Here is a 20,104-nt window from a genome sequence, read left to right as displayed (position 1 = left end):
GCCGATCCAGAGCGCGGCTCCTCCGGCTGACATCCGCGACGCGCCCGACGTGCACCGCGGTTCGAGGGCCTCCGCGGAACGTGATAGTGTCATTCTTCGGTTGGGAACAGCCGAAAACACCAGCGCGGGTGGCGGAATAGGTAGACGCGCTAGCTTGAGGTGCTAGTGCCCGAATAGGGCGTGGGGGTTCAAGTCCCCCCTCGCGCACGGTATGAGAAAGGCCCCGGTCCGAAAGGATCCGGGGCCTTTCTCATACCTGCCCACCGGATGACGCCCCCTGCTCTGGCCTATAACCCCCTCCTCTTGTTCGAGGGCGCCGCGGAGTGACGACGGGCCACGACCGGGCGAGCGCATCGGGAGGAACCGAGCCCGCCGCCCCCTGCTATGTCCCCGGAAGAGTCAGGATCTCGGCACCGGCACCGGCATCGGTGATCGCGATGGTGTGCTCGGCGTGCGCAGCGCGACACCCGGTCGCACTGCGCAGAGTCCAGCCATCCGCAGGGTCGGTCACGAGACGGTCGGTGTCCGCCATCACCCATGGCTCGAGCGCCAGCAGCAGACCAGCGCGGAGCCTGTAGCCGCGACCGGGCCGACCGTCGTTCGCGACATGCGGATCCTGATGCATCGTCGATCCGATGCCGTGGCCGCCGAACTCCATGTTGACGCGATAGCCCGCCCCGGAGAGCACGTCGCCGATGACGGAGGACAGATCGCCGAGGCGCACGCCGGGGCCCGCGATGCCGATCGCGGCCGCCAGTGCCTGCTCGGTCGTCGCGATCATCCGAATGTCCTCGGCCGCGCGCGGGGTGCCGACGATGAAGCTGATCGCCGCGTCAGCGGCGATGCCATCCTTGATGACGGCGAGGTCCAGCGTGAGGAGGTCGCCGTCCGCGAGCCGGTAGTCATGCGGCATGCCGTGCAGAACGGCGTCGTTGACGGCGGTGCAGATGTAGTGACCGAAGGGACCACTCCCGAACGAGGGCGCGTAGTCGACATAGCAGGACACCGCTCCGGCCTCGATGATCATCTGCTGCGCCCATCGATCGATGTCGAGCAGATTCGTTCCGATGCGGCACCGCGCTTTGAGAGCGTGGAGGATGTCGCCGACGAGACGGCCGGTGATCCGCGCGCGGTCGAGTTCGGCGGAGGTCAGGATCTCGATCATGCGGCACCTTCCAAGAATCCAATAACTATCCCGGTAAAACTATACCCGGATAGTGTGGGAGTCATGGTCAGACTGCCGCTCACCCCTGAGGACATCGAACGCGGTGAGCGGCTCGGCGCCCTGTTGCGTCGTGCACGCGGTTCCCGCTCCCTGCTCGACGTCGCACTCGAAGCGGGAGTGTCACAGGAGACACTGCGAAAGATCGAATCCGGACGTGTGGCGACGCCTGCCTTCCCCACGATCGCGGCCATCGCCGATGCCCTCGGGCTCTCCCTGGATCTGCTCTGGTCCGAGATCGCTCACGCTCAGGGAGTCAGCCCGCGGTGACGCCGAACAGCAGACCCAGCAGATAGGTGACCGCAGCGGCGCCGAAGCCGATCGCGAGCTGGCGCAGGCCGCGGCGCAGCGGCGGACCGCCCGAGAGCACGCCGACCGTCGCTCCGGTGCCGAGCAGCGCGACGCCGACGAGCGCGAGAGCCACGAGCACCGCGGGCGTGCCCTGCAGGCCGAAGATCCAGGGCAGCACGGGCACGATCGCGCCCGATGCGAACAGCAGGAAGCTCGAGATGGCCGCGGGCCACGCGTTCCCGACGATCTCGTGCTCATCGCCGCTGTCGGCGGGCACGCGCAACGGCCCGGTAGCACGCTGCGCCAGACCCGCCTTCGCAGCGCTCACGACGCGGCGGGCCCGCTGCAGAGACTCATCTGCATCCATGCCTCTGGCGCGGTAGACGAGCGCGAGTTCGTTCTCGTCCAGGTCCAGGTCGCCCGCCGTGGCGTCGCCGTGCCCGTTCTCCTCGGTCGCCTTCAGCAGCTCGCGCTGGGAGCGGACGGACACGAACTCGCCCGCGCCCATCGAGAGGGCACCGGCGAGCAGGCCGGCGAAGCCGCTGAACAGGACGAGGCTGCTGCTCGCACCCGTCGCCCCGATGCCCAGCACGAGGGCCAGGTTGCTCACAAGGCCGTCGTTCGCGCCGAACACCGCCGCTCGGAAGGAGCCGGACAGCTGGCGCCGACCACGGGCGGCAAGGCCGCGAACGACCTCGAAGTGCACCTTCTCGTCGGCGCGCATGGCCGGCGTGGCATACACCTCGGAGTCGTACGGGGACCGCGCTTCCGCGCTCTGGGCCAGCGCGAGCACGAAGATGGATCCGAAGCGTCCGGCCATCCACCCCAGGGTCCGCGTGCGCAGGCCCGGTCGCGGAAGCCGGGCGGGCTCTCCGCCGAGGAGTGCGAGCCAGTGCGCCTCATGACGCCCCTCGGCGGCGGCGAGCTCGCGCAGGATCTCGCGCTCCTCCCCCTCCCGGCGCTGGGCGAGCTGCTGGTAGACATGGGCCTCGGCGCGCTCCTCCACGAGGTAGCGCGCCCAGCGGCGCCGGTCGGCCGCGGTGGGTTCGGAATGGGCGGTGTCAGGCGTGTTCATGACGTCCTTCATGGATCGAGGCAACCGCTCCACGCTATCCATGCGAAGCGCCGGAATCCGCGCCAGAACGGGGATTGACAGCATTTCGGGGATCCGAACCGGGCGCTGCCGGGCGCGTCCCCCGCGGCATCGGCGGGGCAAGGGCGCTCAGGCCCGCACGCGCCGCCGGAGCAGGTCGATCCGCGACTGCAGCTGGGTCACGGTGGCTTGCGCGACGGCCGGACCGCCGCAGAGCCTGCGCAGCTCCGCGTGCACCGCACCGTGCGGCTCTCCGGTCTGGCGGGCGTAGACGCCGACGAGGCTGTTGAGCAGCTGTCGCTGTTCGCGCAGGGTGCGGTGCAGCGGCTCGGGCAGCGTGGTCGTCTGCGCCGGAGCGGCGGCCTCGCGCGCCTCCCGCAGCCGGGACTGCCGGGACTGCCGCTGCATGAGCAGCTCGTGCACGTGCTCGGGCTCGAGGAGTCCCGGTATGCCGATGAACTCCTCCTCCTCCGGCGTGCCGGGCTCCGCCAGCTGGCCGAACTCCTGTCCGTCGAACACCACGCGATCGAAGTGCGCGAGCGAGGAGATCGCCTGGTAGCTGAACTCCTGAGTGAGCGCGTCGGACGCCTCGTCCTCGCGGTTCGCGCTCTCCAGCAGCGAATCCTCGAGACCGTCATCGTCCTTGGACTGCCGGTCCAGCGCGTGGTCCCGCTGCTTCTCGAGCTCGTTCGCGAGCTTCATCAGCACCGGGACGTTCGGCAGGAACACGCTCGCCGCTTCGCCGCGACGACGCGCGCGCACGAAACGGCCGATGGCCTGAGCGAAGAACAGCGGGGTCGACGACGACGTGGCGTACACGCCGACGGCCAGACGCGGCACGTCCACACCCTCGGACACCATCCGCACCGCGACCATCCAGCGGTCGTTCGAGGCGCTGAACTTCTCGATGCGCTCCGACGCCGCCGCATCGTCGGACAGCACGACGGTGGCGCGCTGCCCGGTCAGCGAGTGCAAGATCTTCGCATACGCGCGGGCCACGGTCTGATCGGTCGCGAGCACGAGCCCGCCCGCGTCCGGCACGTGCTGGCGGATCTCGGTGAGCCGGCGGTCGGCCGCGGACAGCACGGCGGGCATCCACTCCCCCTCCGGATCCAGCGCAGTGCGCCAGGCCTGGGAGGTGACGTCCTTCGTGTTGTCCTGACCGAGATGCGCCTCGAGCTCGTCGCCCGCGCTCGTGCGCCAGCGCATCTTGCCCGCGTACATGTGGAAGAGCACTGGCCGGACGACGCCGTCCTGCAGCGCCCGCCCGTAGCCGTACGCGTAGTCGCTGCGGGAGATCCGCGCACCGGATTCGTCGGGCAGGTACTCGACGAACGGGATCGGCGCGGTGTCGCTGCGGAACGGGGTGCCGCTGAGCAGCAGCCTGCGCTTGGCCGACCCGTAGGCATCGCGGATCGCATCGCCCCAGCTCAGCGCGTCGCCGCCATGGTGCACCTCGTCGAGGATCACGAGCGTGCGCCCGCCCTCGGTGAGGTGCTTGTGCACCGAGGACTTCGCGGCGACCTGCGCGTACGTCACGGCGACGCCGTGGTACTGCCGCGACGGCGCCCAGTGGCTGTTACGGAAGCGCGGATCCAGCCGGATGTGCACGCGCGCCGCGGCATCGGCCCACTGGGACTTGAGGTGCTCGGTCGGGGCGACCACGATGACGCGGTCGATCTCGTTCGTGTGCAGCAGTTCGACCGCGAGCGTGAGCGCGAACGTCGTCTTGCCGGCGCCCGGCGTCGCCGCGACCAGGAAGTCCCTACGGTCGGGGATCCGGAAGTACTCCTCCAGCGCTTCGCGCTGCCACGCTCTCAGCCTGTCGGCGGTACCCCAGGGGGCGCGCTGAGGGAAGGACGGGGAGAGCATGGGATTCCACGATAGACGAGGCGGCCGACATTCCGGACCACCGCAGAACCGCGCCCCTCGTCCCGGCCCGCGCGAGTAGTCTCGAATGCTGTGCCCCGCCGAACAGGCGCCCGCGAGGAGGAGAGGATCATGTCCGGTCACGAACCGCGCACCCCGTACGTCCCCAACGAGACGCCGCACCCGTGGCATCGCTACGTCGCGATCGGCGACTCCTTCACGGAGGGCATCGGCGACCCCGAACCGAGCGCACCAGGCGGCCACCGCGGCTGGGCGGATCGGGTGGCGGAGGTGCTCGGCGCCCAGAGCGAGGACTTCGCCTATGCCAACCTCGCGGTGCGGGGCAAGCTCATCGGGCAGATCAGCGACGAGCAGGTCGCCCCGGCCATCACGCTCAACCCCGACCTGATCACGCTGTGCGCCGGCGGCAACGACGTCATCCGCCCCGGCACGGATCCGGACGAGATCGCCGTGCTGCTCGACGACATGGTCACGCGCCTGTCGCGCACCGGCGCCGCGATCGTGCTGATCACCGGCATCGACACCAACTTCACCCCGGTGTTCCGCCCGTTCCGCGGCAAGGTCGCGATCTACAACGAGAACGTGCGGGCGATCGCCGAACGGCACGACTGCATCGTGGCGGATCAGTGGGGTCTGAAGACCATCCAGGATCCGCGCTTCTTCGCCGACGACCGGCTGCACATGAACCCGCTCGGCCACCACGAGGTGGCACGCATGGTGCTGCGCGCCCTGAACGTGCCGAACGACCTGCGGGAGATGGTCGCCGACCCGTTCCCGGTGCGCACCTGGCGCGAGGCGCGCACCGAGGACCTGGTCTGGGCGCGCACGCACCTGGTGCCGTGGGTGCTGCGACGCCTGCGCCACCAGTCCTCGGGCGACACCATCGAGGCCAAGCGCCCCGAACCTCTGCCCGTGGTGCTGCCGCACGACGAGTAGAACCGCTTCCGCGCGTTCCGCACTTCGCCGTCAGGGACGACTCGCCGGCGGATGCTGCAGCGCCCAGAGCGCGACGGCGGCGGTCGACGCGACGTTGAGCGAATCCACGCCCCCTGCCATCGGGATCGTCACCACGGCGTCGGCGGCCGCCAGCGCCTGGGCCGTCAGACCGGGACCTTCTGATCCGAACGCGAGCGCGATCCGCTCAGGCCGGCGCGCGGCATAGGACTCGAGCGTCTCGGCGTCGTCGTCCAGCGCGAGAGCGGCGAGAGCGATCCCCTCGGTGCGGAGGGCCGGCGCCAGCTCGTCCCAGCCGTCGAAGCGCGTCCACGGCACCTGGAACACGGTGCCGGTGCTGACCTTGACACTGCGGCGGTACAGCGGATCCGCGCAGCGCGCCGAGACGAGCACCGCATCGGCGCCGAGAGCGGCCGCCGCGCGGAAGGCGGATCCGACGTTCTGATGCTCCACGAGATCCTCCAGCACGAGGATCGTGCGGGATCCTCGGATGACGTCCGCGAGCGGCGGGAGCGCAGGGCGGTGCATGGCGGCCAAGGCGCCGCGGTGCACGGGGAATCCCGCGGCGGCCTCGACCACCGCGTCGGGGCACACGTAGACCTCGACATCGGCGTCGCCGAACAGGGTGCGCAGGCCGTCCAGCCAGCGCTCCTGCGTCAGTACGGAGCGCGGGCGGTGTCCGGCCAGGACGGCTCTCTCTATGACCTTGAGCGACTCGGCGATGTAGAGCCCGCCGTCGACGTCGCTGCGCACGCGCAATGCGGTGTCCGTCAGCCCGCGGTAGTCGTCGAGCCGAGGATCAGCGGGGTCGTCGATGCGGATCTCGTGCACGGATCCACTCTGGCAGGTCGCCAGGCCGCGCGTCGCCCGCCCGGAGATCCTGCAGGATCGCGCCCGTAGACTCGATCAGGGAGGTCGGATGAACACCAGCACCCTGTCGTTGCATGCCCAGCTCGAACCCGTCGCGGAGCTTCTCTCCGACCGCCGCATCGCCTTCCTGACCGGCGCCGGGCTCTCCACGGACTCGGGGATCCCCGCCTATCGCGGGGCCGGATCGACGCCACGTCGCACACCGATGACGGTGCAGACCTTCCTCGGCTCGGAGGACGCGCAGCGCCGGTACTGGCTGGGCAGTCACCTCGGCTGGCGGTCGTTCGGCACCGCGGCGGCGAATGCCGGCCACCGGGCCATCGCGGAACTCGAGCGGGCCGGACGCGCAGTCGGCACGATCACGCAGAACGTCGACGGCCTGCACCTCGCCGCAGGATCTGCCCGCGTGGTCGAGCTGCACGGCACCATGCGCGCCGTGCTGTGCCTGCGCTGCGGGCAGAGCTTCTCCCGCGATGCCGTCGCCGCGCAGATCGAGGAGCGCAACGCCTGGCTCGACGTTCCGGACGAGGTCCTGCTCGGGCCGGACGGCGACGTGCGCCCGGAGACCACCGAAGGCTTCGTCCTGCCGGTCTGTACGGTGTGCGCGGGGCCTCTCAAGCCCGATGTCGTGTTCTTCGGCGAGTTCATCCCCGCCGAGCGCTTCGCCACGGCGGAGGCGCTGCTGCGCTCGGGAGACGCGCTGATCGTCGCGGGATCCTCCCTCGTCGTGAACTCCGGCATCCGGATCATCGAACGCGCGCGCCGCCGCAGCCTCCCCATCGTCATCGTCAATCTGGAGCCCACGCGCGCCGACGCCTGGGCCTCCGCGACGATCGCCGCCTCCACCAGCCTCGTCCTCCCCGCCCTTCTGGAGCTGCTCACGTGACTCTCATCACCCTCATCCGCCACGGTCAGACCGACTGGAACCTGGAGGGCCGCATCCAGGGCTCCACCGACATCCCGCTCAACGACACCGGCCGCGCACAGGCGCGCCGTGCCGCGGCGCAGCTCGCGGGCGTCGCCTTCGACCACGTCTACGCGAGCCCGCTCGGCCGCGCGAGGGAGACCGCGGAGATCATCGCCCACGAACGGGGACTGCCCGCGCCGCTGGTCACCGTCGGGATGCGCGAGCACGAGTTCGGTGAGGCGGAGGGACTGCTCTGGGACGAGTACCGGGATCGGTTCGGAGCGCGCAGCGACGACGTGCCCGGCGCCGAGACCGTGCAGCAGCTGACCGACCGCGCCCTCGCCTCGCTCGCGCGGATCGACCTCGCGGCCCGGCGCCGTTCCGCGCCCCGGGTGGAGTCGGTTCTGGTCTGCACCCACGGCGGCGTCATCCGCGCACTGCTCGAGCACGCGTCGGGCGGCACGCTGCCGGCGCCGGGAGAGCGACTCGGGAACGGGTCCCTGCACCGCTTCGCGATGGACCGCGGAGGCCTGCGCCTCCTCGACGCATCCGCCGTCTGAGACCCGCGCGCCGGTGCGGCACCCGGGCCCGTGATGCGGCCGGGCGTAGGATCGAAGACGCCGCCGATCCCGAGGAGAGCCGTGAATTCCGCCCCTGCACCGACCTGGCGGATGTGGCTGATCTGGATCGTGGGCGTGTCCGCCTACGTGCTGTCGATCACGAACCGGACGTCTTTGTCGGCGGTCGGTGTGGACGCCGCGCACCTCTTCCAGGCCGACGCGTCGACGCTGTCCCTCTTCGCGGTGCTGCAGCTCGCCGTGTACGGGCTGATGCAGATCCCCGTGGGCCTTCTGCTGGACCGTTACGGATCCCGGCCGATCATGGTCGCGGGGATGCTCCTGATGGCCGTCGGCCAGCTCGTCATGGCCTTCGCGCCGAACGTGGGCGTCGCGATCGTCGCCCGCATGATCCTCGGCGCCGGTGACGCGGCGATCTTCCCCGGCGTGCTGCGCCTCGTCGCGATCTGGTTCCCCGCGCAGCGCGGGCCCCTGATGGCTCAGCTGACCGGCATCGTCGGCCAGCTCGGGCAGCTGGTCGCGCTCCTCCCCCTCCCGGTGCTGCTGCACTCGACGTCGTGGTCCGTCACGTTCGGAAGCCTCGCCGGGCTGGGCGTGCTGTTCACGGTGCTCGTCTTCGCGCTGATCCGCAACCGCCCGCCCGAGCTCACCGAGGACGTCTCGGTGAACACCGACACCGGGGCGATCCGGGTCGTCACCTCCCAGGCCGATCTGCGCGTCACCCTGCGCGAGGCGCTCGCCCATCCCGGCACGCGCCTCGGCTTCTGGACGCACTTCACCACGCCGTTCGCCGGCACGGCCTTCATGATGCTCTGGGGCATTCCGTTCCTCACGAACGGAGAGGGTCTCTCGGTCGGCGCGGCGTCGCTCGTGACCACGGTGTACGTGCTGTTCGGGATCCTGTTCGGTCCGGTGCTGGGAACGCTCTCCGCCCGTCATCCGACCAGCCGCTCGCTCATGCTCGTCCTGCCCACGATCCTCCTGCAGCTGATCGTCTGGCTCGCCGTCATCCTCTGGCCCGGTCAGGCGCCGCTCTGGCTGCTGATCCTGCTCGCGATCGCGCTCGCCACGGGCGGTCCCGCCTCGATGGTCGCCTTCGACCACGCCCGCACGCACAACCCGCAGCACCGGCTCAGCACGGCGACCGGCGTTGTCAACGGCGGCGGATTCCTGGCCGCGCTGATCGCGATCTTCCTGATCGGCCTCGCGCTCGATCTGCAGGGCGCCGGCACGCCGGTCACCTACACGCTCGACGCGTTCCGCTGGGCGTTCGTCACGCAGGTGCCGCTGTGGGTGATCGGCACGGCGTTCATCGTGCGCGAGCGGCGTCTGACCCGACGGGTGCTGGGCCTGGAGCGGCGCCCCGGGAACCACTGATCGCGCCGTCCGCAGACGGCGCGATCAGTACGGGTCAGCCCAGCAGCATCGCGCGGCCGGGCTCCTGCAGGACGTCGGCCACGGCCTTCAGGAACTGCGCCCCTTCTGCGCCGTCCACGATCCGGTGGTCGAACGACAGGCTGAGCGTCATGATGTCGCGCAGCGCGATCTCGCCCCTGTACTCCCAGGGCAGACGGCGCACGGCGCCGAGGGCGAGGATCCCGGTCTGCCCGGGAGGCAGGATCGGAGTGCCCGCGTCGATGCCGAACACGCCGATGTTCGTGAGCGAGAACGTGCCGCCGGTCAGGTCCGAGGGCGGGGTCTTGCCGCTTCGCGCCGTGCGCGTGAGCTCGGCGACGGCGGCAGCGAGTTCGCCGAGCGGCATCCGCTCGGCGTCGCGGATGATCGGCACGATCAGTCCGCGCTCCGTGGCCGCGGCGATGCCGAGATCGACGAAGTGCTGCTGCACGATCTCGCCGGCATCGCCGTCCCACCGGGAGTTCAGCCCGGGGAACGAGGCGAGCGCCAGGCACACCGCCTTCGCGACCACCGTCAGCACGCCGATGCGCGGGGTCTCCGGCTTGGCGGTCGCGCGCAGCGAGGCGATGAGCTCGCTCGTCGCGGTCACGTCCACCGTGTAGAACGTGGTCACGTGCGGTGCGGTGAATGCGCTCTGCACCATCGCCTCGGCCGTGTGCTTGCGCACCCCGCGGACGGGGATTCGGGTGGTCGCCCGCTCCCCCGCCGCCGCGCGCGCAGGTGCGGGGGCCGCAGCCGGCGTTGCGGCGCTCCCGGCGGTCAGGCCCTCACCGCGGTGAACGAGGCGTTCCCGGTAGGCGTCGACGTCGGCGCGGGTGATCACCCGGTCGCCGAGCTCGGCTGCGACGAGCACCAGGTCCACGCCCAGGCCCTTCGCGTAGGCGCGAACGGGCGGCGTGGAGCGAGGGCGTTCTCCGCGCACAGGCGGAGCGGGCACTACGGCGATGTCGTCATGGGGCGCGGCGACGCGCACATCGACGTCCGCCGCGACCGTGCTCGTCGCCGCGACGGATCCCGCGGTGGCGCGGCGTGCACGACGCTGCGGCCGTCCGCTCGACGGCGCCGCGCCGTAGCCGACGAGGTTCGGTCCGGACCCCTCTTCGACCGCCACGGGGGCTTCGGGCGCCGGTGCGTCCTGCCCCTCGATCTCGAAGCCCACGAGCGGCGCCCCGACGAGGACGACGTCGCCGGCGGCGGCGTGCAGCGAGGTGATCACGCCCGCATGCGGCGAGGGCAGCTCGACGATCGCCTTGGCGGTCTCCACCTCGGCGAGCGTCTGGTTGAGGGTGACGGTGTCGCCCTCGGCGACCAGCCACTGCACGATCTCCGCCTCGGTGAGGCCCTCCCCGAGGTCGGGGAGGAGGAACTCCTGCTTCATCGGTCGACCCCCTCCAGCAGCTGCTCGTCATCGCAGACGCGGTCGACCGCGTCGAGGATCCGATCCAGGTCCGGCAGGTGGAACTTCTCCAGCTTCGCCGGCGGATACGGGATGTCGTGGCCCGTGACGCGCAGGGGCGCCGCCTCGAGCCAGGTGAAGCACTTCTCCGTGATGCTCGCGATGACCTCGGCCGCGACCCCGGCCTCGCGCGCCGCCTCGTGCGCGACGACCACCCGTCCGGTCCGGCGCACCGAGGCGCAGACGGTCCCGTAGTCGACGGGCGACAGCGAGCGCAGATCGATCACCTCGAGCGACCTGCCCTCCGCCTCCGCGGCCTCGGCGGCCTCGAGCGCGGTGCGCACCATGGCGCCGTACGTCACGATCGTGGCGTCCGTGCCCTCGCGCACCACACGGGCGAGGCCCATCGGCGGCGCGTCCGCGAGCGGGGTCTCCAGATCGACCTCGCCCTTGGCGTGGTACAGCCGCTTGGGCTCGAAGAAGATCACGGGGTCATCGCTCGCGATGGCCTGGCGCAGGCACGTGTACGCGTCCTGCGGGTTCGACACCGCGATCACGCGAAGCCCCGCGGTGTGCACGAAGTACGCCTCGGGCGATTCGGAGTGGTGCTCGGCCGCACCGATGCCGCCGCCCCAGGGGATCCGGATCGTGATCGGCATGGGGACGGTGCCCTGCGTGCGGTAGTGCAGCTTCGCGACCTGGGAGACGATCTGGTCGAACGCGGGGTACACGAATCCGTCGAACTGGATCTCGACCACCGGCCGGTAGCCGCGCATGGCGAGGCCCACCGCCGTGCCGACGATCCCCGACTCCGCGAGCGGGGTGTCGATGACCCGCTCCGCGCCGAACTCGTCCAGGAGCCCGTCGGTGATGCGGAACACGCCGCCGAGCTTGCCGATGTCCTCGCCGAGCAGGACGACCTTCGGGTCGTCCGCCAGGGACTGCGTGAGCGCGGCGCCGAGCGCCTTACCCATCGTCATCTGGGCCATGTCACGCCTCCGCGAGGGTCGCGAGGTAGCGGGCGTAGTCGGCGCGCTCCTCCTCGATGCCGGTGTGCGGCTCGGCGTACACCCCGTCGAACACCGCGAGCGGTCCGCGCGTCGTGAGGCTGAGGCAGGCCGCGCGCATCTGCATGGCGGCCTCATCCGCCTCCGCGGCGAAGCCGGCAGCGATCTCGTCCGTGAGCACGCCCTCGGCACGCAGCAGAGCCTCGACCCGCGCGAGCGGATCCTTGCCGCGCCAGTACTCCAGCTCGGCAGGATCCCGGTAGCGCGTGGGGTCGTCGGCGGTGGTGTGCGGGCCCATCCGGTACGTGACCAGCTCGAGGAAGGCGGGAGATCCCCCACGCGCCTGCTCGAGCGCCCAGCGCGTCGCCGCGAACACCGCGAGCACGTCGTTGCCGTCCACGCGCATGCTGGGGATCCCGAAGCCGGGGGCGCGCCCCGCGATCGGGTGCTGGGACTGCACGGCCACGGGCTCGGAGATCGCCCAGTGGTTGTTCTGGCAGATGAAGACGACCGGGGCGCGGTACGAGGAGGCGAAGATCATGGCCTCGTTCACGTCGCCCTGGCTCGTGGCCCCGTCACCGAAGTAGGTGACCGCGACCTGGTCGGAGCCGTCGTGCAGGATGCCGAGCGCGTAGCCGACCGCGTGCAGCGTCTGCGCGCCGATGATGATCTGCAGCGGCGCCATGTGCATCACGGCGGGGTCATAGGCCGCCCCCTCCTCGCCGCGCCACATCCGGACGTAGTCGCCGGGCTGCGCGCCGCGCGTCAGCATCACACCGGTCTCGCGGTAGCTCGGGAAGACCACGTCATCGCTCCTCAGCGCACGGCCGGAGCCGATCTGGGCTGCCTCCTGCCCCTGGCACGGGGCCCAGAGGCCGAGCTGGCCCTGGCGCTGCAGCGCGACGCCCTCGTTGTCGAGCCGGCGCAGGACCACCATGTCGCGCAGCAGCGAGAGCAGCTGGTCGGACGTGACGTCGGCGATGTAGGGGGCGAGACGCGTGTCGTTGCGGCGCCGGCCGTGGGCGTCGATGAGGCCGGCGGGCTCGTCGAGCCCGATGCCGGTGACGGTGATCGGATCAAGGTGGGTTGACATCTTCGTCCTCCTCAGTGGATCCGCCCTCGTGGGGAGGATCCGGTGCGTCTTCGCTTGCCTTGAGCGTACGACCGCTTCACACGTCGCTCAAGCATTCAGCGGGAGCCTGAGCATGTTGCCAACTAACGCCCCTCTGTGGGCTGCTAGCCTTTGGCAACATGGCAACCCTTGATCGCACCGATCTCGACATCCTCGAGATGCTCTCCGCCGACCCGCGCACGACGGTGGTCGCGATGGCCGAGAAGCTCCGGCTCTCCCGCAACACGATTCAGGCGCGCCTGGCCCGGCTGGACCAGACCGGCGTGTTCCTGCCCTATGAACGCGCCTTCTCCCCCGCCGTGCTCGGCTATCCGCTGCAGGCGTTCGTGAGCATCGGCGTCCGTCAGACCGAGCTGCCCCGGATCATCGCGGAGCTCGCGCGAGTGCCGGAAGTCGTACAGGCGCACGGCCTGAGCGGGTCGATCGATCTGCTCGCGCTCGTCGCCTGCCGTGATGCGCGCCACCTCTTCGACACCGACGCCCGTATTCTCTCGATCGACGGCGTCGAGCGGACCGAGACCTCGCTCGCGATGGGCGAGGTCATCCCGTTCCGCGTCGGGGGCCTTATGGGGCTGGCACGACGAGAGGCCGGAGGAACCGCCTGATCGCCCCCGCCGCCTCGGCCGGGGTCTCGTAATGGATCAGGTGGCCGACGTGCGCGATCTCGACGAGCTCGGCGTCGGGGAACAGCGGCGCGAGCGCCCGTTCCGCCTCGATCGGGGTGATGTCGTCGCGCTGCGCGGCCACCAAAAGGGTCGGAACCGCGATGCGCGGGGCGAACTCGCGGACGTCGTGCGAGACGCTCGTGCGGAACGCCTGGCTGAGCACGTCGCGGTCGGAGAACCGTGAGAAGTAGGTGTCGTGCTGATCGTGCACGAACCGGCGCAGTTCCGGATCCCGCGTCTTCGCCATCGCGATGCTCATCGCGCGCACGATGACCCTGTTCCGCAGGAGCTCCGTGCCGAGGGCTTCGGGAAGCCGCGCGCCGAGCGCGTAGTAGAGCATCGCGAGGCGGGTCATCACGGCCTTGGGGCCCTCCAGCGCCGGCGCGCCGATCGGGTTGACGAGGATCATCCGTGATGTCTCCAGCCCGCCGGCCACCGCGGCCGACACCACGATCGAACCGAACGAGTGCCCTAGGACGACCGCCCCCGGGGCGACCTCCGCGGCGAACTCCGCGAGCCACCGCGCGTAGGCCTCGATGTCGTGGACACGCCCCGGAAGTGGTGGCGTCTCACCGAACCCCGGGAGGTCGGGCATGATCACGCGCACCCCCGGCAGATGCGCGACCACGGGCTCGAGCCCGTGGTGCTCGCCCCGGAAGCCGTGCACCGCGAGCACGGTGAGCTCCGCGTCCTCGGGGCCGTAGACCCAGTACGCCGTGCGGCCGCCGAGGATCTCCGCCTCCTGCCGTCGCACCGGGATGCGATCCAGACGTGCGGCGTAGGGCGAGGGAGCGGGCATGCTTCGAGTCTACGGGCGCGACCGACGCGGCCTGAGCGCACTGCCGCGTGCCGGAACGAGGATGTCGGGGCCTCGCCCTACGGTGGCGTCATGACCGATTCGACGCCGTTGCCGCCGTGGTTGACCCGCGTCGGCGTCTTCGACCTCGAGACCACCGGGATCGACGTCACGCGAGACCGCATCGTGACCGCGCACGTCGGAGTGCTGGACCATCACGGCGCCGAGATCGCGGCACGCACGTGGCTGGCCGATCCTGGAATCCCCATCCCCGCGGGAGCCACCGCGATCCATGGCATCACCTCCGAACGCGCGTATCGTGACGGCACCCCTGCCGCTCAGGTCATCGCGGGCGTCGTGGCGGCACTCCGCTCCCTCCTCGACCAGGGTGTGCCGGTCGTGGCGTACAACGCGGCGTTCGACTTCTCCCTGCTCGCGCACGAGGCACGACGGCACAGGATCGCGCCCCTGGAGAACCCCTCACCGGTCATCGATCCGCTGATCATCGACAAGACCTACGACCGGTACCGCCCCGGCAAGAGGACGCTGGAGATCGTGGCCGCGCACTACGGAGTCGATCTGACCGGCGCGCACGACGCCTCGGCCGACGCCGTCGCGGCGGGCCGGGTCGCTCAGGCCCTCGCCCAGCGCTTCCCGCTACCCGCGAGCGCCGGAGAGCTGCACACCCGCCAGATCGGCTGGGCTCGGGCGCAGGCCGCGAGCCTCACCGACTACTTCGTGCGCATCGGTCGGATCGATCCGACCGAGCGCGTGGACGGCCGCTGGCCGGTCCGCGACGGCGATCCCGCCCGGCAGAACGCCCCTCTCGGATCCTTCTGACGACGGATCAGGATACGGACCGGACGGCGTAGCCTGCAGGGATGAGAGAGACCCTGAACGCCGTGCTGGGCTGGGGCACGATCGCCCTGCCGGTCGCGCTCGGGCTCTATGTCCTGGGCTATGCCTTCTGGACGCTCTCTCATCGCCGGCCGCTCGAGAAGCGCTACGCCGGACGCGGCGGTGGAATCGGCGGCGCGTTCGACAGCGTGTTCGCCCCCTCCTCGCTGGAGGCCGAGGCCGAACGCGACCGCCAGACCCGGCGCACCGCTCCTGCGCCATCGCCCGGCGACCCGCCCTGGGGAATCGACGGGGACAGGATCCGGATCGACCTCTGAGCGGCAGGCTCTGCACCGTCAGTCGGGCGCGCGGTAAACTGGACGGTTACCCGATGGAGGGAGACCCGATCGCCATGACGACCGACACGGAGCGCATCGACGTCCTCGAACGCGAGATCGAGAGGATGCAGACCGTCATCGACTTCCTGCAGGTGACCTTCGCTCACGAGCCGAAGCGCAAGAACCGCTTCCGGCGGGTGATCCGCCATGCCGAGGGCAAGATCGACGGCATCCGATTCGCCCTCGAGACGATCCGGTCATCGCCGTCCGAGACCGAGGGACGCCTCTCCGCCTAGACGGCAGAAAGCCCCCGCCTCGATCGAGGACGGGGGCTTTCGCGAAGGCGATTACTTGGAGGAACCGCCGAAGTTCTTGAAGCGCTGGTTGAACTTCTCGACGCGGCCGGCCGAGTCCATGATGCGCTGCTTGCCCGTGTAGAACGGGTGCGAGGCCGAGGAGATCTCGACGTCGATGACGGGGTACTCCACACCGTCCAGCTCGATCGTCTTGTCGCTCGTGACCGTCGAACGGGTGAGGAACGTGTCGCCCGAACCGAGGTCGCGGAACACGACGGCCTGGTACTGGGGGTGGATGTCAGTCTTCATGGGATTCCTTAGGTGGTGCCCTGGATTGTGCCAGGGGCGAGGGAAGTCTGTGGCGCAGAATGCACCGAGGATCGATTCTAACAGATCACGCAGCGCGCGCCGCGTAGCGGCCGTCGGCCCGGTCCAGCGAGATCGGCATGCCGAACGCGTCGCTCAGCGCCTCGGCCGTGAGCGTCTGCTCGATCGGCCCCCCGGCGACGATCGCACCGTCGCGCAGCAGCAGGACGTGCGTGAACCCGACGGGGATCTCCTCGACGTGATGGGTCACCATGACCATCGCCGGCGTCGTGGGCGACTGCGCGAATCCGCCGAGCAGCGCCAGCAGCTCCTCGCGCGCGCCGAGGTCGAGGCTCGCGCTCGGCTCGTCCAGCAGCAGCAGCTCGGGATCGGTCATCACGGCCCGCGCGATCTGCACGCGCTTCTGCTCGCCGTCGCTGAGCGTGCCGAAGTGACGCTCGGCGAGATGCTCCAGATGCCACTGCTCGAGCACCCGCATGGCGCGACGCTCGTCGATCGACTCGTACGACTCGTTCCAGCGCCCCATGACCGAGTACGCCGCGGTCATGACGGTGTTCAGCACGGTCTCATCGGCGGGGATCCGACGCGCCATCGCCGAGGAGGCGAATCCGATCCGGGGGCGAATCTCGAACACGTCGGTGCGGCCGAGGGTCTCCCCCAGGATGTCGACCCGTCCCTGGGTCGGGTGCATCAGGGTGTCGGCGAGCTGCAGCAGCGTTGTCTTGCCCGCGCCGTTGGGGCCGAGCACGACCCAGCGCTGGTCGTCCTCGACGGTCCAGGAGAGGTGATCGACGATGTTGCGGCCATCGCGGCGCACCACGACATCCGAGAATTCGAGGACGGCAGACATGCCTTCAGCCTATCGGTCAGGCCGTGAGCTCCTCGTAGAGCGCCCTTGTCGTGTCGGCGATCGCACCCCAGCTGAACTCGTCCGCCGCGCGCCGTCGACCCGCCTCGCCGTATGCCCGCGCCCGCGCGGGATCCGAGACGACCTCGGTGAGCACGGCGGCGAGATCCGAGACGTAGCGGTCCGGCTCCACGGGCGTCCCTGTGCCGTCCTGCACCTGCTCGATCGGCACCAGCCGGCCGGTCACCCCGTCGTCCACGACCTCGGGGATCCCGCCCGTCGCCGTGCCGACGACAGCAGCGCCGCACGCCATCGCCTCGAGGTTCACGATGCCCAGCGGCTCGTACACCGAGGGGCACACGAACGTCGTCGCGGCGGTGAGGATCGCGGACAGCTCGTGGCGCGGGAGCATCCGCTCGATCCACACCACGCCCTGCCGCGTCGTCTGCAGTCCCCGCACGAGCTCCTGCACCTCGGCCATGATCTCCGGCGTGTCCGGCGCTCCCGCGCACAGCACGAGCTGCACCTCGGGCGGCAGCAGCGCCGCAGCCCGCAGCAGATAGGGCAGGCCTTTCTGGCGTGTGATCCGCCCCACGAAGACCACGGACGGGCGATCGGGATCGATGCCCTGGGCGCGCACGAACTCCGCATCCTCGACCGGGTGCCAGGCCTCCACGTCGATGCCGTTGTGTATGACCCGCACCTTCGCCGGATCCACCTGCGGATAGCTGCGCAGGATGTCGGCGCGCATTCCGGCGCTCACCGCGATGATGGCCGCCGCGTTCTCGTACGCGAGCCGCTCCACACCGCTCGAGACGGCATAGCCGCCACCGAGCTGCTCCGCCTTCCAGGGCCGCAGCGGCTCCAGGCTGTGCGCGGTGAGCACGTGCGGGATGCCGTGCAGCTGGGATGCGATGTGCCCGGCGAAGTTCGCGTACCAGGTATGACTGTGCACGACGTCGGCGCCCGCGATGTCCGGCACGATGACCAGATCTGTGCCCAGCGTCTGCAGCGCCGCGTTCGCCGAGGCCAGTTCCGCGGGAGTTCGGTAAGCCGTCACATCGTGTTCATCCCGGTCCGCGCCGAAGGCCCGAACCCGCACGTCGATGCTCTCCCGCAGGGCTTTCACCAGCTCGGCGACATGGACGCCGGCCCCTCCGTAGATCTCCGGCGGGTACTCCTTGGTGACGATGTCGACGCGCATGTCGTGAACGCTAGTACATGCATCGACGTGGCTCTATGGTGGACCCATGTCGGCACCAAAGAAGGTTTTCGGGATCATCCTCGCCGGAGGCGAAGGCAAGCGGCTCATGCCTCTGACGGCGGATCGAGCCAAGCCCGCCGTGCCTTTCGGCGGCCAGTACCGATTGATCGATTTTGCGATCTCCAACCTGATCAACTCGGGTCTGAGACAGATCGTGGTGCTCACGCAGTACAAGTCGCACAGCCTCGACCGGCATATCTCGCAGACCTGGCGGATGTCCGCCCTGCTCGATTCCTACGTGACCTCGGTGCCGGCTCAGCAACGACTCGGCAAGCGCTGGTTCTCCGGATCCGCGGACGCGATCCTGCAGAGCCTGAACCTGATCCTCGATGAGAAGCCGGACATCGTCGTCGTCATCGGCGCCGACCACGTCTACCGCATGGACTTCACGCAGATGATCGAGGCGCACATCGCCTCGGGGGCGCGCGCGACCGTCGCCGGCATCCGTCAGCCACTCGCTCTTGCCTCGCAGTTCGGCGTGATCGACATCGCGGATGGCGACTCCGGGCGGATCAGCCAGTTCCTGGAGAAGCCTTCGGACCCGACGGGCCTCCCTGACTCGCCCCACGAGGTGCTCGCCTCGATGGGCAACTACGTGTTCGATGCCGATGCGCTCATCGAGGCCGTCGAGGCCGACGGCGAGCTGGCCGGGTCCAACCACGACATGGGCGGCGACATCGTCCCCTATTTCGTCGGTCGCGGCGAGGCCGGTTTCTACGACATGAAGCAGAACGACGTTCCCGGGTCGTCCCCGCGCGACCGCTCGTACTGGCGCGATGTGGGCACGATCGAGTCGTTCTTCGACGCGCACATGGATCTGATCTCGACCCTGCCGATCTTCAACCTCTACAACATGGAGTGGCCGATCCACTCGCAGGCGGTGAACTCGCCGCCGGCGAAGTTCGTGCGCGACTCGGTCGGCCGGATCGGGAACGCCATCGACTCGATCGTGTCGCTCGGATCGGTGCTCTCCGGCACCCATCTCGAACGCAGCGTGGTCGGGCCGTGGACCCTCGCCGCCGGCGGCTCGACCATCACCGACTCGGTGCTGTTCGACGGCGTGAGGGTGGGCCAGGGCGCGCGCGTGCACAGGGCGATCCTGGACAAGAACGTGGTGCTGCTGGACGGCGCGACCGTCGGCGTGGATCGCGAACGCGACCTCGACCGCGGCTTCACGATCACCGAGACCGGACTCACCGTGGTCGGCAAGGGCGTGCGCATCGAGCGCTGAGCGCGCCCCGTCCCGGTCGTCACAGCGGTGGGGACGCGCCGGTTCGGCGGCTACGCTCGTCGGGTGACCTCCGCGCGCTTCCTCGTCGTCCTCGATGCCGATTCCACGCTCATCCGCAACGAGGTGATCGAGCTCCTCGCCGAGGAAGCCGGCCGCAGGGCCGAGGTGCAGGCGGCGACCGAGGCGGCCATGCGCGGGGAGGTCGACTTCGCGACGAGTCTGCGCTCCCGGGTCGCTGCGCTCGCGGGCGTCCCCACGGCTGCTTTCGAGCGCGTGCGCGGCCGCATCGAACCCACCCCTGGCGTGCGCGAGCTCATCGCGGCCGTGCACGAGCGCGGCGGCGTGGTCGGCGTGGTCTCCGGCGGCTTCCACGAGATCCTCGATGCCGTCGCGCCCGCGCTCGGCGTGGATCGGTGGCGCGCGAACCGTCTCGAGATCGCGGACGCTGCACTGACCGGAGCGGTCGACGGCGCCATCGTCGACGCCGCGGCCAAGGCCGCGTCGCTGCGGGAGTGGGCGCAGGAACTCGGCGTCGCACCCCATGCCACGATCGCGATCGGCGACGGCGCGAACGACCTGCAGATGATGGCGGCGGCCGGACTCGGCCTCGCGTTCAACGCGAAGCCCGCCGTGCGCGCGGCGGCCTCGCTCGTGGTGGGCCCGGTCGACCTGTCCCAGGTCATCCCGCTGCTTCCCTGATCGCGCATCCCTGGCTCCTTCGCCGGCGCCAGGCCTGGCGCGCTGTCG

General features: G+C 70.3%; 22 protein-coding genes and 1 tRNA gene. 12 read left to right on the top strand and 11 right to left on the bottom strand.

Annotation, left to right across the window (positions count from 1 at the left end):
- Positions 1 to 122 precede the first annotated feature (122 nt).
- Positions 123 to 207: transfer RNA gene (locus ACFC1J_RS02320), tRNA-Leu, on the top strand.
- A gap of 175 nt (positions 208 to 382) precedes the next feature.
- Here ACFC1J_RS02320 and map read toward each other — a convergent pair.
- A complete protein-coding gene (gene map, locus ACFC1J_RS02315) occupies positions 383 to 1,165 on the bottom strand; it encodes a type I methionyl aminopeptidase (RefSeq protein ID WP_375902104.1) in 783 nt (260 codons plus the stop codon).
- A 63-nt stretch (positions 1,166 to 1,228) separates the two neighbouring features.
- On the opposite strand from map, the gene ACFC1J_RS02310 reads away from it, so the two are divergent.
- Complete coding sequence (locus ACFC1J_RS02310; RefSeq protein ID WP_375902102.1) at positions 1,229 to 1,492, top strand: helix-turn-helix domain-containing protein; 264 nt, start codon at positions 1,229 to 1,231, stop codon at positions 1,490 to 1,492.
- Here the strand turns inward: ACFC1J_RS02310 and ACFC1J_RS02305 are convergent.
- The gene (locus ACFC1J_RS02305; RefSeq protein WP_375902100.1) at positions 1,479 to 2,588 is read right to left on the bottom strand and encodes a VIT1/CCC1 family protein; all 1,110 of its coding nucleotides are present in this window, start codon (positions 2,586 to 2,588) and stop codon (positions 1,479 to 1,481) included. The genes ACFC1J_RS02310 and ACFC1J_RS02305 overlap by 14 nt on opposite strands.
- Positions 2,589 to 2,735: 147 nt before the next feature.
- Entirely contained in the window at positions 2,736 to 4,478 is a 1,743-nt protein-coding gene (locus ACFC1J_RS02300) for a DEAD/DEAH box helicase (protein WP_375902098.1), read from the bottom strand.
- A 129-nt stretch (positions 4,479 to 4,607) separates the two neighbouring features.
- Between ACFC1J_RS02300 and ACFC1J_RS02295 the strand changes: the two genes are divergently transcribed.
- The gene (locus tag ACFC1J_RS02295) at positions 4,608 to 5,432 is read left to right on the top strand and encodes an SGNH/GDSL hydrolase family protein (protein WP_375902096.1); all 825 of its coding nucleotides are present in this window, start codon (positions 4,608 to 4,610) and stop codon (positions 5,430 to 5,432) included.
- A gap of 30 nt (positions 5,433 to 5,462) precedes the next feature.
- On the opposite strand, the gene ACFC1J_RS02290 is transcribed toward ACFC1J_RS02295, so the two are convergent.
- Complete coding sequence (locus tag ACFC1J_RS02290; RefSeq protein ID WP_375902094.1) at positions 5,463 to 6,281, bottom strand: TrmH family RNA methyltransferase; 819 nt, start codon at positions 6,279 to 6,281, stop codon at positions 5,463 to 5,465.
- An 88-nt stretch (positions 6,282 to 6,369) separates the two neighbouring features.
- Here ACFC1J_RS02290 and ACFC1J_RS02285 point away from each other — a divergent pair, with 88 nt between their 5' ends.
- The 3 genes from ACFC1J_RS02285 (at position 6,370) to ACFC1J_RS02275 (ending at position 9,182) form a co-directional block, all read left to right on the top strand.
- Positions 6,370 to 7,206, top strand: coding sequence for a Sir2 family NAD-dependent protein deacetylase (locus ACFC1J_RS02285; protein ID WP_375902092.1), 837 nt, complete (start codon positions 6,370 to 6,372; stop codon positions 7,204 to 7,206).
- The gene (locus ACFC1J_RS02280) at positions 7,203 to 7,787 is read left to right on the top strand and encodes a histidine phosphatase family protein (RefSeq protein WP_375902090.1); all 585 of its coding nucleotides are present in this window, start codon (positions 7,203 to 7,205) and stop codon (positions 7,785 to 7,787) included. The genes ACFC1J_RS02285 and ACFC1J_RS02280 overlap by 4 nt, the downstream gene beginning before the upstream one ends.
- A gap of 111 nt (positions 7,788 to 7,898) precedes the next feature.
- Positions 7,899 to 9,182 carry a nitrate/nitrite transporter gene (locus tag ACFC1J_RS02275; protein ID WP_375902717.1) on the top strand — a complete coding sequence of 428 codons (1,284 nt, stop codon included), beginning with the start codon at positions 7,899 to 7,901 and terminating at the stop codon, positions 9,180 to 9,182.
- A 34-nt stretch (positions 9,183 to 9,216) separates the two neighbouring features.
- Here ACFC1J_RS02275 and ACFC1J_RS02270 read toward each other — a convergent pair whose 3' ends face one another.
- From ACFC1J_RS02270 to ACFC1J_RS02260, 3 genes are read right to left on the bottom strand one after another with little or no spacing between them, the layout of a single operon-like run.
- On the bottom strand, positions 9,217 to 10,599 hold the full coding sequence (locus ACFC1J_RS02270; protein WP_375902088.1) for a dihydrolipoamide acetyltransferase family protein: 1,383 nt from the start codon (positions 10,597 to 10,599) through the stop codon (positions 9,217 to 9,219).
- Positions 10,596 to 11,606 (bottom strand): alpha-ketoacid dehydrogenase subunit beta, encoded by a 1,011-nt coding sequence (locus tag ACFC1J_RS02265; protein WP_375902086.1) that lies wholly within the window; start codon positions 11,604 to 11,606, stop codon positions 10,596 to 10,598. Before ACFC1J_RS02265 ends, ACFC1J_RS02270 begins: the two co-directional genes overlap by 4 nt.
- A gap of 1 nt (position 11,607) precedes the next feature.
- A complete protein-coding gene (locus tag ACFC1J_RS02260) occupies positions 11,608 to 12,717 on the bottom strand; it encodes a thiamine pyrophosphate-dependent dehydrogenase E1 component subunit alpha (protein ID WP_375902084.1) in 1,110 nt (369 codons plus the stop codon).
- Between the two features lie 158 nt (positions 12,718 to 12,875).
- On the opposite strand from ACFC1J_RS02260, the gene ACFC1J_RS02255 reads away from it, so the two are divergent.
- Positions 12,876 to 13,361, top strand: a complete 486-nt coding sequence (locus ACFC1J_RS02255) for an Lrp/AsnC family transcriptional regulator (RefSeq protein WP_045273148.1) — start codon at positions 12,876 to 12,878, stop codon at positions 13,359 to 13,361.
- On the opposite strand, the gene ACFC1J_RS02250 is transcribed toward ACFC1J_RS02255, so the two are convergent.
- Positions 13,321 to 14,220 (bottom strand): alpha/beta fold hydrolase, encoded by a 900-nt coding sequence (locus tag ACFC1J_RS02250; RefSeq protein ID WP_375902082.1) that lies wholly within the window; start codon positions 14,218 to 14,220, stop codon positions 13,321 to 13,323. The genes ACFC1J_RS02255 and ACFC1J_RS02250 overlap by 41 nt on opposite strands.
- Positions 14,221 to 14,310: 90 nt before the next feature.
- Between ACFC1J_RS02250 and ACFC1J_RS02245 the strand changes: the two genes are divergently transcribed.
- The 3 genes from ACFC1J_RS02245 (at position 14,311) to ACFC1J_RS02235 (ending at position 15,688) form a co-directional block, all read left to right on the top strand.
- Positions 14,311 to 15,057 carry a 3'-5' exonuclease gene (locus ACFC1J_RS02245; protein ID WP_375902080.1) on the top strand — a complete coding sequence of 249 codons (747 nt, stop codon included), beginning with the start codon at positions 14,311 to 14,313 and terminating at the stop codon, positions 15,055 to 15,057.
- A gap of 41 nt (positions 15,058 to 15,098) precedes the next feature.
- Positions 15,099 to 15,392, top strand: a complete 294-nt coding sequence (locus tag ACFC1J_RS02240) for a hypothetical protein (protein WP_375902078.1) — start codon at positions 15,099 to 15,101, stop codon at positions 15,390 to 15,392.
- Between the two features lie 74 nt (positions 15,393 to 15,466).
- Positions 15,467 to 15,688 carry a hypothetical protein gene (locus ACFC1J_RS02235; protein ID WP_375902076.1) on the top strand — a complete coding sequence of 74 codons (222 nt, stop codon included), beginning with the start codon at positions 15,467 to 15,469 and terminating at the stop codon, positions 15,686 to 15,688.
- Positions 15,689 to 15,739: 51 nt separating this feature from the next.
- On the opposite strand, the gene ACFC1J_RS02230 is transcribed toward ACFC1J_RS02235, so the two are convergent.
- The 3 genes from ACFC1J_RS02230 to glgA all read right to left on the bottom strand — a co-directional run bounded on the left by ACFC1J_RS02230 (position 15,740) and on the right by glgA (position 18,066).
- Positions 15,740 to 15,997, bottom strand: coding sequence for a type B 50S ribosomal protein L31 (locus tag ACFC1J_RS02230; protein WP_045273153.1), 258 nt, complete (start codon positions 15,995 to 15,997; stop codon positions 15,740 to 15,742).
- A gap of 85 nt (positions 15,998 to 16,082) precedes the next feature.
- The gene (locus tag ACFC1J_RS02225) at positions 16,083 to 16,865 is read right to left on the bottom strand and encodes an ABC transporter ATP-binding protein (RefSeq protein WP_375902074.1); all 783 of its coding nucleotides are present in this window, start codon (positions 16,863 to 16,865) and stop codon (positions 16,083 to 16,085) included.
- A 16-nt stretch (positions 16,866 to 16,881) separates the two neighbouring features.
- Entirely contained in the window at positions 16,882 to 18,066 is a 1,185-nt protein-coding gene (gene glgA / locus ACFC1J_RS02220; protein ID WP_375902072.1) for a glycogen synthase, read from the bottom strand.
- A 46-nt stretch (positions 18,067 to 18,112) separates the two neighbouring features.
- Here glgA and ACFC1J_RS02215 point away from each other — a divergent pair, with 46 nt between their 5' ends.
- On the top strand, positions 18,113 to 19,357 hold the full coding sequence (locus ACFC1J_RS02215; protein ID WP_045273156.1) for a glucose-1-phosphate adenylyltransferase: 1,245 nt from the start codon (positions 18,113 to 18,115) through the stop codon (positions 19,355 to 19,357).
- 63 nt (positions 19,358 to 19,420) lie between these two features.
- On the top strand, positions 19,421 to 20,056 hold the full coding sequence (gene serB, locus ACFC1J_RS02210; RefSeq protein WP_375902070.1) for a phosphoserine phosphatase SerB: 636 nt from the start codon (positions 19,421 to 19,423) through the stop codon (positions 20,054 to 20,056).
- Positions 20,057 to 20,104 lie beyond the last annotated feature (48 nt).

Origin of the sequence: Microbacterium sp. NPDC056052, from assembly GCF_042266785.1 — a bacterium.
In the GTDB taxonomy this organism is placed as follows: domain Bacteria; phylum Actinomycetota; class Actinomycetes; order Actinomycetales; family Microbacteriaceae; genus Microbacterium.
The sequence above is the reverse complement of the archived record's forward strand: the minus strand, read 5'-3'. Positions and strand labels throughout refer to the sequence as shown.

Excerpts from the sequence above, each read along its gene's own strand:
- ACFC1J_RS02270 (WP_375902088.1), bottom strand. The coding sequence starts at position 10,599 with ATGAAGCAGGAGTTCCTCCTCCCCGACCTCGGGGAGGGCCTCACCGAG.
- ACFC1J_RS02235 (WP_375902076.1), top strand. The coding sequence starts at position 15,467 with ATGACGACCGACACGGAGCGCATCGACGTCCTCGAACGCGAGATCGAG.
- ACFC1J_RS02230 (WP_045273153.1), bottom strand. The coding sequence starts at position 15,997 with ATGAAGACTGACATCCACCCCCAGTACCAGGCCGTCGTGTTCCGCGAC.
- ACFC1J_RS02275 (WP_375902717.1), top strand. The coding sequence starts at position 7,899 with ATGTGGCTGATCTGGATCGTGGGCGTGTCCGCCTACGTGCTGTCGATC.
- ACFC1J_RS02285 (WP_375902092.1), top strand. The coding sequence starts at position 6,370 with ATGAACACCAGCACCCTGTCGTTGCATGCCCAGCTCGAACCCGTCGCG.
- ACFC1J_RS02255 (WP_045273148.1), top strand. The coding sequence starts at position 12,876 with ATGGCAACCCTTGATCGCACCGATCTCGACATCCTCGAGATGCTCTCC.
- map (WP_375902104.1), bottom strand. The coding sequence starts at position 1,165 with ATGATCGAGATCCTGACCTCCGCCGAACTCGACCGCGCGCGGATCACC.
- ACFC1J_RS02310 (WP_375902102.1), top strand. The coding sequence starts at position 1,229 with ATGGTCAGACTGCCGCTCACCCCTGAGGACATCGAACGCGGTGAGCGG.
- ACFC1J_RS02265 (WP_375902086.1), bottom strand. The coding sequence starts at position 11,606 with ATGGCCCAGATGACGATGGGTAAGGCGCTCGGCGCCGCGCTCACGCAG.
- ACFC1J_RS02245 (WP_375902080.1), top strand. The coding sequence starts at position 14,311 with ATGACCGATTCGACGCCGTTGCCGCCGTGGTTGACCCGCGTCGGCGTC.
- ACFC1J_RS02240 (WP_375902078.1), top strand. The coding sequence starts at position 15,099 with ATGAGAGAGACCCTGAACGCCGTGCTGGGCTGGGGCACGATCGCCCTG.
- ACFC1J_RS02305 (WP_375902100.1), bottom strand. The coding sequence starts at position 2,588 with ATGAACACGCCTGACACCGCCCATTCCGAACCCACCGCGGCCGACCGG.
- ACFC1J_RS02300 (WP_375902098.1), bottom strand. The coding sequence starts at position 4,478 with ATGCTCTCCCCGTCCTTCCCTCAGCGCGCCCCCTGGGGTACCGCCGAC.
- ACFC1J_RS02260 (WP_375902084.1), bottom strand. The coding sequence starts at position 12,717 with ATGTCAACCCACCTTGATCCGATCACCGTCACCGGCATCGGGCTCGAC.
- ACFC1J_RS02295 (WP_375902096.1), top strand. The coding sequence starts at position 4,608 with ATGTCCGGTCACGAACCGCGCACCCCGTACGTCCCCAACGAGACGCCG.
- ACFC1J_RS02250 (WP_375902082.1), bottom strand. The coding sequence starts at position 14,220 with ATGCCCGCTCCCTCGCCCTACGCCGCACGTCTGGATCGCATCCCGGTG.
- ACFC1J_RS02215 (WP_045273156.1), top strand. The coding sequence starts at position 18,113 with ATGTCGGCACCAAAGAAGGTTTTCGGGATCATCCTCGCCGGAGGCGAA.
- ACFC1J_RS02225 (WP_375902074.1), bottom strand. The coding sequence starts at position 16,865 with ATGTCTGCCGTCCTCGAATTCTCGGATGTCGTGGTGCGCCGCGATGGC.
- glgA (WP_375902072.1), bottom strand. The coding sequence starts at position 18,066 with ATGCGCGTCGACATCGTCACCAAGGAGTACCCGCCGGAGATCTACGGA.